1 protein-coding gene is annotated in these 15,109 nt (G+C 39.8%); it reads left to right on the top strand.

Going from position 1 to position 15,109, the window contains the following annotated elements; translation table 11 throughout:
- Positions 1 to 30: 30 nt before the first annotated feature.
- Positions 31 to 14,973, top strand: a complete 14,943-nt coding sequence (locus GKZ87_14940) for a hypothetical protein (protein ID QSI26685.1) — start codon at positions 31 to 33, stop codon at positions 14,971 to 14,973.
- Positions 14,974 to 15,109 lie beyond the last annotated feature (136 nt).

The following is a 15,109-nucleotide window of genomic DNA, read 5'->3' as shown; positions in this document are numbered from 1 at the left end:
GTTGAAAACATTCATGAAAGAGGTATTGGTATGAATAAAAGAAAAGGAAAAGCAATGAAGTATTTAAGAAATCAGGTCATGATCGTGTTTGTATGCGTCATCATGATCGTTGGCCAGTTTCCACTTGGAAACTTTGTGTTTGCACAATCCAATGGATATATGCAGACATCTGTAAGTGAAGAAACAGATGTACATACACAAAAGATCAATGTCAGCCATGTCAAAGAAGGCATAACAAAGATCGAACTCTATAAGGAAGGTGCTCTGATCGAAACGAAACCGGTGAGTGAAGCACTGAGTTTTGATGTTCATCAAAATGGAGAGTATACCCTTGTAGGATTGGATGATACCAATACAAAGCAAGGAGAAGAAACCATCCATGTTGATGCCTTTGATGACCTCATGATTGAAGAAGATAAAGAAACACATGCTGTGACGGTCGTTTCAAGATATCATTCTACATTTGATATCACAGTAAATGGAAAAGAAAGTCTTGGAGCTGCAGAAATATCTGACGGTGTTTATCAGGGAACCTATATCGTACCAACGAATGGAGCTTATACATTTTCTGTCGTAAATGCAGAGGGAAAAGTATTGGAAAGCAGTAAACTGACATTTGCAGATATACCAAATGTTGCGAAAACAGGAGAAACCATCATCAGCAGTGCGGATGATCTGAAGTGCATCGTTGCTGATCCATCTGGATCTTACATTCTGGATGCCGATATCACTTTATCGTGTGATCTGTTGAAGGATGTCAATTTTACCGGAATATTGGATGGTAATGGATATACGATTAGTGGAATCAAGAATAGCTTATTCAATAGTATTCAAAATGCAACGATTTCTAATATCGTGATAAAAGGAAGATTGGCAGAAAGCAGTACGAATTCCACTATCACGAATGCCGGTTTTTATGTCGAGGCAAATGATAAAGAAAAAGATTTCGCTGTTATCATGAATAGCGAAAGAACAACTATAAACAATAGTTTTGCTTTGATGAATGTAGAAGGCAAAACTGTTTCGGGTTTTATCTTAAAGGGAACCGGAACGATCACGAACAGTTATGTGAGTGGTTATTTAAAAGGGAATGAAGTCTATGGCTTCGGAAAAGATGTTGATGTCAATAATAGTTATATAACAGCTTCTTTATCAGGTGATAAGAGAATTCTATTTTCTAATGAAAAACGAGAAAATTGCTTTTATGATGCTCAGATCAATGATCTTGAAGATACGAAGGCAACCCCTTATTATACAAAGGATATGATTTCGGGAAATTTGAGTAACGAAGGCTTTTCTGAAACAAAAGGATCTTATCCGGAAATAAAAGATATCAATAAATTTAAAGAATCCGCATTGGATATTTCTAAATTAAGTGTTGTTTGTGTTAAGACAGGCAGCAATCTTTCTGCTTTAGAGGATAAGGTAGAGACAGAAGAAATTGAAGATGTCGACTGGAAGAAAAATTCTAATGAAATTACAGCAGAAAGCAATAATCTTATCAATCGCTTTGCGTTAAAAGCGGCGGAAGAAAGATCTGTCATCAGTGCTGGAGCTTCTACGAATGCAAAGACGACACAGATCACCTATCCAACAACGATGGGAAATTATTATAAAAACGTAAAGTCTAGTGAAACAGCACCTGTGTTGCCAACAAGTCATAGTGACGCTATTGCAAACGGATGGAAGATTGTTTATTGGTCCGGAAGTAATAAAGCGACAGGATTAGATTGGAATACAGAGTATGCAGTCTATAGTACCGATTTAAGGAATGTATCTAATGAAGGTACTATCAAGACCAATTATGGAAAGAATGGTGGAAAGATAGCGTTAACAGGAACTTATGATGTTAATGAAACCATGACAGCAACTCTTTTAGGAACAAATACAACCAAAGGAACACTTTACTGGGAAACGGCTTCTACATTAGATGCAAAAGACACAGACTGGAGTACTGTAAAAACATCAATCATTGAGGGGACACAGAGCAGTGATACTTATACAGTGACGACAAATGAAGATTCAAAATATCTAAGGGTACGCTTTGTATCAGATGATTCAACAGGGTTTAAGGGGACACTCACAGCTGCTACAGATAGTATCATCAAGCAGGCAATTACAAGTGTTACGATTGAAAATAAGACAACCACAGAGAGTAATACTTATACACTGAATGATAAATTAGTGGCGAATATGCAGCCATCAGGCAAAGAAAATGAAGTGACGTTCCAATGGTTCTATTCTGGAGAAAACACAGATACGCCGATCGGAACCGGGCGAAACTATGAAATCAAAGGCAGCGATGTCGGGAAAAAATTATTTGTACGCGCAGTAGCCAAGAAAGACGGTGATTTCAAAGACTATAAAGACAGTTCTGAAACAACCGAAGTACAATCAATCAAATGTACGACACCGATAGCAAAAGACCATCTCATGAAGGTCAGCAATGATGATATTACGGTCACTTTAACGATGAATACGGACAGTGGATTATATCGTTATGGATACAGTACAACGATAGGCGGTGAAATAACCCCATATACAGTGCTGGCAAGAAACAAGACAAATACAACAATTACCGGATTGAACGCACATACAACCTATTACTTCTATGTACAGGAAGTCGGAGAAAATGGATATTCCGATTCTGACTGGAGCAGTGATTATTTAGAAGTGAAAACGGATAATGATCATGTAAAGGGTGATGTGACAATCAGTGGAGATAATGTTTATAAGAAGACGTTAACTGCAGCGATCACAAACGCTCCTTTTGGACAGACTGGAAGATTCGTATGGTATCGCTTGGATAAGGATGGAAATAGAGAGTCAACGCCGCTCGCAGAAGATACGGATACATACGCTCTAACAAAGGAAGATATCGGATTCAAAATCGAAGCAGTGTATGTGGGAACGCAAGATTACAGTGGAGAAGTATCAACGGTCAGCGATACGATCATAAAGGAAGAAAAAACAGCGCCTACCGATAATCTAACAATCAGCAGTCATGATGATACAACGATCAGTGTCACTCTTCCAACCAATAGTGATCAAGAGAAATATATCATCGGTATCAGCAGTACGAAGGATGCTGTACCGATCGAGCAGCTGAATGAACAAAATGAGTTACTGACATTTGAATCAGGAGCAGATTACACCATTACAGGATTAAGCAGAGATACAGAATATTTCCTGTTCGTTCGTTATGCAGAGAATGATACCCATCAGAAATCAGAGTGGATCAATGCAGAGAAGGCTGTTTCTCAAAAAACGACAAAGAAAGCATTTGAAGCCACGATTGAATTTACATATGAAATGAAATCAGGAGAACTGATGCAGGGACAAAAGCTAACGGCAGCCTTGAAGCCAACCGATACATCCTTCAACTATAAAGGAATCTGGAAATGGTACAGTGTTGATAAAGATGGTAAGGAAACCGAAATCAATAACTTTGAAATGGAGAATGACAAACAGGGAACTTCTTATATCGTACCTGATAATGCAGTCATAGGAACGAAGTATAAAGTAACATTTGAAGCGAATGTAGGATATACAGGAACCGTAGATAATACAAGTGCAGCTGTTACCGCTACGGTCAAAGCACAATATGAGACACCGGACCCAAACAAGATCGTAATGGAAGCGATCGATGATACGAGCTTCAAGGTCATGATGAGTGAAGGGGAAGGAAAATATCGTTTCTGGTATAAAGAAGCAGATAATAATCCATGGGATTCTTTTGTAGGATTTTTAAACAAGACTTTTGTAGATTCTAATGATGGATACAATGAGATCGAAGTCAAAGGAGATACCGGGAAAGATGTCTACAGCAATGTAGATGTCGTTATTGAAGGACTGAAAAGAAATACAAATTACTGGGTGAGAGTTCAAAGAGTAGGTGACGATAAAGGAACGACAAGTGAATTTGCGTATTCAACCGATGCAACGAAAGAAGCAGATCAATCTGTTACGACAAAGAAAACAGAAATTGCAGGCCATGTGACCATTGAAGGAACGAACCGTTATGGGGAACACCTTACTGCAAAATACAATGAAGCATCTTACGCGTCAACGGGGAGTGGAGCAGATACAGAAGGATCATGGCAGTGGTATCGTGGAAACACGGCAATATCAGGGGCAAATTCTACTACATATATATTAACAAAAGAGGATATTGGTAAAACAATCAAGGTCATTTATAGCATGCCTGCAGATCATGATTTTACGGGAAAAACAGAAGCAAAGACGGAAACAATCAAGAAAGCAGTTTGTGATAATCCAAAGATAGATGAAAACGGAATCGTTGATAAGCAAAATGAAGCAGGGGATATGATTCTGGAAGTATCAGGAAATGCCGATCCGAGTGAGAAATATATTTACTATCGTTTACAAAAGGCTGAAGGGACAAGTGCACCAAGTTTCCCTAATAACGATGAACAGTTGAAAAATGAATGGACGAAAGTCAATACAACAACGATTACGATCGATAAGGATGCGAATAACTATTCATTAGAACCAAATGTAAAATATATCTTATATGTCATTAAGCAAGAAACAGAAACAAACGAAGCCAGTGCAGTCCTTTCGTGGAGCCATACGGTAGGAAGATACCAACAAAAAGGTAAGATCACCATGAGTGGAGATTTTGTAGTTGGAAAAACGGTAAAAGTGACCATGAGCGATCAGAATAATGATCAGGGAACATGGAAATGGTATATGAGTAACGATGCCTATGATGGAAGTACCGTAACCACTATGCCGAGCGTGAACGATGCAAATGCATGGAGCGAAATCACCAGTGGTTTCTCACCAACCCTCAATGGAACAACAAGTGAGCTGAATGTTACAGAAGAAATGTTTGCACATTATATACATGCAGAGTTTATTGCGAATGAAGAAAAGAATTATCAAGGAACGCTTTCGAGTCAGGAAGCAAACTATGTCAAGAAAATTTATGAAGAAACATTAACTATTACCAGTTCCACCAAAGATGGAAATGGAAATCCAAAAGCGTATTCTAAATCGATTATCACAGGAACGATCGATAACTATGTTGAGAGTGGAAATATTGACAGAAATATCGTACAATTCAAAGTTGGCGATACAGTTATTAAAGAAGGCATTATATTAGATAAAGGAAAATTTACTTATGAAATGCCAAATAATCAAAGCTATGATGGGAAAGAAATTACAGCGGAGATCAGTACGCCAAAAATCATAGGATTATATGTAGATAAGGAGTTGAAAGCATTAACTACTCCAATGATCAATAGTAAGACAAGCACAAATACATCGTTCAATTATGCATATGGAATACCTATCAGTAATGCGGATGATTTAGAAAGTTTCATGAAACAGACTGGTAATTATACAGATAGAAGTTCCAATTCAGTTTATATTATCACCAATAATATTAATATGTCTAATAAAGGAGTTATAAGCTATTCATCTAATTCTTTTGGCGGTAAATTTGATGGAGATTATCATACTATTACAGGGTTGCAAAATCCCCTTATTGGGTATGTTGGTTTCAGTACAACAAGTAATAGAGATAGTTTAGCAATAATTAAAAATTTAGTTATAAATGAAGCATATATAAATACGACTAAATTTTCTGGACAAGCAGCTGGTGGAGCAGTTTTAGCAATGTTGGCAAAGTATGCGCATATTGAGAATATTTTCCTTACCAATGCAACTGTAAAAGCAGGATATGATGCAGGAATGTTAGTGGGAGGGGCAGGATTTGATAGTAATAATCAAAACGGTTATATAGAAGTGGTTAGATGTGGGTCAGCAGGTGGCGTAATAACAACAACGGCGGGTGGTTCTTCGGCTGGAGGATTAATTGGTCATCTGAGATCAGGAATGTTAAGTGACTGTTTTGCATTATCTTCATCAGTAAATCTAGCTAAAGATGGTGGTGCAAAATCTGGCAATGTTGGTGGTGTTGTAGGTAGTTCCAGTGTTGGAATACAAAATTGTTTTTCAAATTCATTGATTGGTAATGCTAATAATAGAGGTGGAATAGTTGCAACTGCAAACTCTGCAAATAGTAACCTATATTATGATAAGAGTATATTAAATGATAATTTGCCAGATATTCTAAAAGGAGAAGGAAAAGCAACAAAGGAATTGGTTGGTAATGGATTAGAAGAGAATTACGGATTAGAAAATTGGACATATAAAAATGGATTTTATCCTAGACTATCTTGGACGAGTAATCATCCAATTGCTAAACTCTATTCATCAACTCGAGGTGCTTTTGCCTCAGTAGATAAAGCAACCTCATCAGATGATATATTCAACGGCGATATATCAGGATCGATTCAGATACCAACAGAACTTCAAACATCGAATTATTCCATCACATCAAGCAATGAAAACGTATTAAAAGTGACAGATAGTGGTGTAATTATACCTGTAGGTAATGCAGGTGAAAAAGCTACTATTACAATCACGTATACAGAGCCGGATGAAACAATCGGAGGAACGGCTTCTAATACCTATGAATTCACAGTGAAACAAAAAGTAAATGCAATGAGCGAAGTCAATATAACAGATACGGAAGGCAATGCATATACGTCAAGTGATAAAGCTATTGCTTTACCAAATCCAAAGATGAATCAAACACTATCGGTACAATCGAATGAAGGAACATCTTATCAGTGGTATAAACGGAAAACCGGAAGTACTAAAAGTGAACTGATTCAAGGGGCTACCGCTTCAACGTACACGGTAAAAGCATCAGATATTGGATATGAACTGTGTGTGTTGGTAGAAGCAGATGGATATGCTTCCACTTACAGCAGCTATACCAAGGCTGTGACATCGATCCAACCTGATGCACCAACGGTTTCAGATGTAACAGACAGCAGTGTAAAACTTAAGGTCAAGAATGGTGAAGCAGGATTACAATATGAATTTGGTTATTTGAGAGATGATCAGAACGCGGCAGTCAATCTGATTGAGAATCAAAAGGTTGATAAAGATGGTCAAGTAGAATTGAATAACCTTCAACGAAATAAGAAATATAATTTCTATGTCAGAGTAGCGGCCGCTGATGATGGCAGTTATAAAGTCAGTGAATGGAGCGAAGCAACCATCAGTACACTAGAGAAAACATCTGTATCAGGTGAAGTGTTATTAGGTACAGGCATCAATAAAGGATCAGATCTCAGTATCAGGATCGAATCCATTAATGGACAGACAGGTACATGGAAGCTGGAACGAATGGAAGCGGATGGAGTCACAAAGAAAGCAGATATCAGTGAAACATCAAATAAAAATAGTTTTAACTACACACTGACAGATGCTGATGTAGGATTTAGAATCAAGGCAACCTATACAGGAAACGGTGATTTTAAAGAAAGCGTAAGCGCAACTTCTGAGGTTATCAAAAAAGCCTTTGTAGAAAAACCAAATAAACCAACAGAGGTAAGTAAGAGTGATTCTTCATTAACGGTGAAGATGACAGATGCAGGAACGTATGATATCGGTTATGCAGAAAGTGCTTCTGGAGATATCACGATCGCTCAACAAGAAGTTAATGCAAACACAGAAGTTAAGATCGAAAATCTAAAGAGGAATAAGGATTACTATATCTTCGCAAGAAAATCAGAAACGGCTTCATCAGTAGAAAGTGCATGGAGTGATGCTTTGATCGTTTCCACTGAAAAAACAGTAGTGAGTGGAAATATTACGGTGAATGGTACATGCAAGGTTGATGAAACTGTGATGATCAAAGCGCCTGTATTAGAGAATCTAAGTGGTACATGGAAGCTGGAAAGACAGATCACGAAAGGAAGTACGACGACGATCTCTCCTTCTGTATACACCGTTGATCCAGTAAATAATACCGTTTCCTATCAAATCGATCCAAAGGATGCCGGTGCAACCATCAAAGTTACATTTACGGCAACAGGAGATTACAAAAGCAGTGTTGATATGGTTACAGAACCAATCAAGAATGCAAAATTGGATACAAACAATATACCAAGTGGTATGACCATAAGCAGTATCAGGGATTATTCCATGAATGTCACTGCTGTTGATGGAACGGATATCTATCAGTATGGCTATGCATTGAAGGGTGCAGCTGTAACTACGGTTAAGGCAGAGGATGCGACAGGAAATGCCGGAACAGTTATTACCCTGAATGGATTAAAGAGAAATACAGAGTATGATCTTTATGTCCGCAAGGCGGCAAAGACCGGATATGATGCCAGTGATTGGGTTAAACTCGATACCAAGACGACGGATAAGAGTATCTTAACGGGAACGGTTGAGTACGTGAAAGTAGTTGATGGTATAGAGAAGCCTGCAGCGGTTGGTGTAGCAGACATTGGTGTTACATATAAGGCAAAATATCAGGCAGGAACATATGATCAGAGCGCTGATGATACAGCAGCCGGAACATGGCAGTGGTATGCAAATGATGTCGCTATTAAAAATGCAACATCAGAAACATATACGATCGAGCCGATGGAAGGCGATGTCGAGATTACGGTAAGATACCTTGCAAAAGAGGATAGCGATTTTAAAGAATCCAGAGTCGCAAGTATCGGAACGTTAACAAAACCGGCATATGACGCACCTTCTCAGCTGCCTACAGTCACTGCATTAGCAGAAGATGGAACATCCGGAAGTAAATTAAAGATCACAAGCAGCATTACAGATCATGTTTTCTATTATGTACAGGAGGCTAGCAATACGACTGTTCCAACAACCGTTGCAAGCAGCACGGTAGAGAACAATGAGGCGAAAGCCGGACAATGGTTCAAAGCAGCAGCAGCTGATATGACATTAGATCTGAAAGCCAATACGGAATATGTCGTGTATGTGGCAAGACTGGAAGACGGTACTCACCAGAGCAGTGGTGTTATCTCACAGCGTGCGGTAAGAACAGTAAAAGAAGACTTAAGTCATGCAGGTAACACGATCATGATTACTGAGGCAGATGATACGAATTGGAAAGTATTACAGAATAAAGAATTAAGAATCAGTGATAACGGAAAAGCAATCGATGGTATATGGCAGTATTATGTCACCACAACACCGGAGGTCGAGAATACCTGGGCGAATATCACTTCTGAAATCAAAACGAATACAGAAGAAGGAAAGACAGATACATATTCCTATGCAAAAGTGAATATACCATTGAAGTATGCAAATGGGTATCATGTCAGAGCTGTATTCACCGGACGAGGAGATTATGAAGGCAGCAAGACTTATACATCAAATACAGCACTGATCGGAACACAGATACAAGGCCGTGTGGAGATTACAAAAGGCGATACGACAAAGGTATTCGTACCGATCGAAGTGAAGTATATCTATGCGACAGATGCTGGCGGAGCAGAAATCAAAGATGAAGTGAATGGAATCTGGACATGGTATCGGGAAACAGCTGTGAATAGCGGGACTTATGAAAAAATCGTAAGAGAAAAGGATACGGTAGGAATCAGCGATGCATACACACCAACCGCAGAAGATGTCGGAAAGAAAATCTATGCCGTGTATACAGGAGCACCGGAGGGCATCTATTCAGGAAGTGTGGAAAGCAGCAAACTGAATAATGTCAAACGTTCCGAACAAGCTACACCAAGCGATATTACAGTGAAACAAGTCAATGGGACAAGTGTTCAGATCGTATTACCAACGAATATGAAAACTGAAGGTAAAACGATCGCACAACCACGACTGGAATATCGCATCAAGAACACTGTCGAATGGAAACAAAATAGTGCAGGAGAAGCATGGATCTATGATTTGAAGGCGAATACAGAATATGAAGTGAGAGTCTTGTTTGAAGGAACGAGTGAATATGAGCCAAGCGCATACTCAAGCGTCATCACAGTCAAAACGGGCAATCAATCGTTCGATGAAGAGAATCTGACGATCAGTGAACCTGATGTGTTAGAAGTAGGGAAAACGATAACCGCCACATTCATAGGCAGTGGTTACGATGATGGCCATTTTGTTGTAAAACGAAGTGATGGAACGACTATTGAAAATATCGAATCGAAAATCGAAGGTACCATCAAGAAAAGAACGCTGTTTACAAGTGGAACAAATACGATGGAGTATAAAGTACAAAGTGCAGATATCGGAAGTAATATCGTGATCCAGTATCAGGCGAATGATGATGCTTCTACGTATGGCGGCTATATTGAAAAGAGTACCAAGGAAGTCGCTAAACCAATCAATCCTACAAAGGCTGGAACACCAGTACTGGAAACTGTCACATATTCAGAAACGACATTGAAGGTAAAAGTCAATGATGCCAACGAGTATGTATTCAATGAAAGTGCAGCTGCAGTCAGCGAAACATCAGGAGAATGGCAGAAACTGAAGGCCGACAGTGAAGGCTATCATACATTCACAGATCTGGATAAGATGAAATCCTATTATCTTCACGCAAGAATAGCGGAAACAGTCAATTATCGCTATAGCGAAGATGATGTGAGCGCAGGTACAAAACCATGGGCAAGCACACAGTACACGATTTCATATGAGAATATGGATGGTGCAACTAATGGAGATCCGGCAAATCCTACACAGTATACAGAACTCAGTGAAGAGATCGTATTGAAAGATGCAAGTAAAACAGGATATACATTCAAGGGTTGGACAACGGATAGTATTACTACACCAACTAAGGGTTTAACGATTCCGACGCACAGCAGTGGCAATAAGACATTCACTGCAAATTGGGAGATCATCACGTATGACATCAGCTATGATCTAAAAGGCGGATCATTAGAAGATGGTAAGACGAATCCTACCACATATGATGTGGAAACGGAATCAATTACCTTGAACAATCCAACGAGAACGGGCTACACATTTAAAGGCTGGAGCGGAACTGGAATTACTGGATTGCTGGAGACGGTAACCATTCCTAAGGGGGAAACCGGAGCGCGCAGCTATAGCGTAAACTGGGAGAAAATAACCTATGACATTACGTATGATCTTGGCGGTGGTACGAATGATGCCAACAATCCATCAACGTATGATGTAGAAAGCAACGATATTACACTATCTGCTCCTACCAGAAATGGTTATACGTTCGAAGGTTGGACAGGTACGGATATTACTGGAACAAGCAAAAATGTTACGATCAGTAAAGGCTCTACAGGAAAACGTGAATACACAGCAACATGGGAACCTGTCACTTACAGCATTACATATGTCCTTGATGGTGGAACAGTAGCGACTGCCAACAAGAGTGAGTATACGATCGAGTCAGAAGCCTTTACATTGATCAATCCAACTAAGAAGGGTTATAAATTCTTAGGATGGAGTGAAGGAAGTTCATCTGATAAACAAGGAACGGTAACGATTGCAAAAGGAACGACCGGAAACAAAACATTTACAGCGCACTGGGAAGAAAACACCTATACCATCAGCTATGAATTAGATGGCGGTACCAATGGTGATGGTAATCCTAGCACCTATAAAGTAACGGATAATGACATCAAATTAGCAGAGCCTACGAAAAAAGGTTATACGTTTGAAGGCTGGACAGGTACAGACATTTCCGAAACAAGCAAAGATGTTACAATCAGTAAAGGCTCTGTAGGAAATCGAACGTATACAGCGAACTGGAAAGCAATTACTTACCAAATCACTTATGATCTTGATGGTGGAACAGTAGCGACTGCCAACAAGAGTGAGTATACGATCGAGTCAGAAGCCTTTACATTGACCAATCCAACCAAGAAGGGATACACCTTCACTGGATGGAGCGAAGGAGATTCATCAGATAAACAAGAAACGGTAACGATCGCACAGGGTACTACTGGTGATAAGAGTTATAAAGCAAACTGGTCGATTGATACGTATACGATCACCTATGACCTTGACGGTGGTACTAATAATGTAGATAACCCTAGCAGTTATCAAGTAACTGACAGTGATATAACGTTGAAAGCACCTACGAAAAAAGGATATACTTTTGAAGGATGGAAGTTGAATGGAACAGGTGAACTGCTGACAACCGTGACGATTTCTTCCGGCAGTACAGGAAATCTTTCTTATACAGCAATCTGGAAAAAAGTGAACTACACAGTGACCTTTGATTCTCAAGGTGGAAGCAGCGTGTCGGAAACAGGTGCAGATTATCAGGAGACGATCACAAAGCCTGAAGATCCGACTAAGACAGGCTATACATTCGATGGCTGGTTCAAAGAGAGTGCATGTACGAATGCATGGAATTTTGATATGGATGTCGTTGAAGAAACCATGACGCTGTATGCAAAATGGACGATCAACGAGTATACGGCAATCTTTAATGCCAATGGCGGAGAAAGTGTCAGCCCAGAAACGATTAAAAAGAACTATGATGAAGCATTAGGTGATCTGCCAACTGCCACAAGAATTGGTCATACCTTTGTTGGTTGGTATACGAAGGCAAGTGGTGGAGACAAAATCACCAAAGATACAAAAATGCCTGCTGATGGTGCGACATACTACGCACACTGGACAGTTAATCAATACACGGCGAAGTTCGATGGAAACGGTGGAAGCAATGGAGCAGATATTACTGCTGATTTCGATTCAAAACTAGGTACACTTCCAACATCTTCAAGAACCGGATATACCTTTGATGGCTGGTTTACGACAGCGGATGAGACCGGTACAAAGATCACGGAAGAAACAACGATGCCGGTAGATGGCGCAACCTACTATGCACATTGGACGATCAATCAGTATACAGCGAAGTTTGACGGAAACGGCGGAAGTGATGGAACAAATATTAAGGTCGACTATGATGCAAAATTAGGCACACTTCCAACATCTACGAGAACCGGTTATACCTTCGATGGCTGGTATACTGCCAAAACAGGTGGAATGAAGATTGATGAAGATACGAAGATGCCACTCAATGGAGCGACCTACTATGCGCATTGGACAATTAATCAGTATACGGCTACCTTCAAGAGCAGTGATGATCCGACAGATGATAAGACTATTACAAAAGATTATGATGCGGAACTAGGAGAATTACCAGTCGTCACAAAGACGGGATATGACTTCAAAGGCTGGTATACAGCACAAACAGGTGGAACGAAGATCACAATGACAACGAAGATGCCTGCCGATGGTGCAACGTATTACGCACAATGGACAGCTCATGAATATAAGATCGAGTATGACTTAAATGATGAAGGTACAGGCAAGGCTAAGAACGATCCTGCCAATAAAGCGAAGTATACGATCGAAGATGAAACGTTGACATTGAAAGCACCAAGCTGGTCAGCTCATGTATTTACAGGCTGGACATATGATGGTATGAGTGATCCTTCTGTACCTGAAATGGAAGTTAGCATTTCGAAAGGAACGACGGGTGATTTGAAATTTACTGCAAACTGGCGAAAGAGTGCCCATACAGTAACCTTTGATTCTAAGGGTGGCAGTGAAGTTGAAGCACAGGGAGCTGAAGATAATGGACTTGTACCGGAACCAAGTAACCCAACAAAAGTAGGATATACTTTTGTTGGTTGGTATACGACAGATGATGCAAAATGGAATTTTGCAACAGATACAGTAACCGGAGATTTAACATTGTATGCGAAATGGAAAGTTAATGCGTATACGGCAACCTTCGATGTCAATGGTGGAGACAGTGTAACACCGGAAACGATCACGAAGAACTATAAAGAAGCAATAGGCGATCTACCAGTTGCGACAAGGATTGGTCATACCTTTGTTGGTTGGTATACGAAGGCAAGTGGTGGAACCAAAATCACCAAAGAAACAACGATGCCACTTAATGGTGCGACTTACTATGCACACTGGACGATCAATGAATACACTGTGACATTTGACAGCAATGGAGGAAGCGAGTGTGATCCAATCAAGAAAGATAACAACACGAAACTAGGAACACTTCCTATTCCAACAAAAGTTGGCTATACCTTCTTGGGCTGGTTCACAGAGCTTGAAGATGGAACACAGATTACGAAAGATACCCTCATGCCAGTGGACGGTACAACCTACTATGCACATTGGAAGATCAATACCTATACTGTGAAGTTTGAAACAGATGGGGGAACAACGATCGAATCAATGACCGTAGAGCATGGTGATAAACTGGAAATGCCGGCAGATCCAGAGAAAGAGATGTATCATTTCAGAGGCTGGTACTCCGATAAGGAACTGAAATACGAATACGATATTGATACCCCTGTAATTACTGACATGACGCTGTATGCAAAATATGAGGCGGTCGTTTCAGGTAAGGCGGAAATCAATATCGATAAGGACAGTCCGATTCAACTTGGAAATAAACAGGAAGAAATCATTGAAGCTGTTCTTAGTGAAAAAGAATATCACGATTATCGCTATGGAAAAGATGTGAGCATCCGTATCGAATGTAATGAGATCGAAGAGGATGAGCGTGATATTGTAAAAGCAGTCTTGAATGGCAGAACGATTGCGAAATACTTCGATATCACGATCTACAAGACGATCGACGATAAAGAAGTACAGGTAGATAAACTTCGCAAAGTCATTAAGATCGTACTGAATATTCCAGAGGAATTATATCCTGCTCAGGGTGTCGTAAGAGTCTTCGATGTGATCCGTATCCATGATGGAAAAGCGGAGATACTGGCAGATCTTGACAAGGATGAAAAGACGGTAACGATCGAAAGCGATGCTTTCTCAACGTATGTGCTCTGTTATACAGACAGTAAAGAAGATACTCCTGTGATTGCACCGGCAGAAAAACCACAAACAGGAAGTAAAGAGCCTGGAAATGGTGAGTTCAGTACACAACTGCCATCAACTGGAGAGTATGAAGAAGAAGCTGAAAAACCGGGACATCAGTTGAAAGAAGAAAAGGAGAATGTCGCTAAAAAGAAGGAAGAAGCAAAGAATACGATTTACTACTTCCTGCTTCCGATCGCTTTACTGCTGACAATCTGCATTGCTTTTGTCATAAGAATCAAACACAGATCCAATAAGAAGTAAAGTTGGAAACGTAAGCAAATAGAGTGCGAGAATAAATATGTATGATATTTTCGCACTTTGCTTTTGAAAAAACGGTATGCAGTAAGTCATATCAGAAAGGCATGTAATACATGAAGTTATTTAAGGATAAGAAGAA

The organism is Erysipelotrichaceae bacterium 66202529, from assembly GCA_017161075.1.
Classification (GTDB): Bacteria; Bacillota_I; Bacilli_A; order Erysipelotrichales; family Erysipelotrichaceae; genus Clostridium_AQ.
The sequence above is the reverse complement of the archived record's forward strand: the minus strand, read 5'-3'. Positions and strand labels throughout refer to the sequence as shown.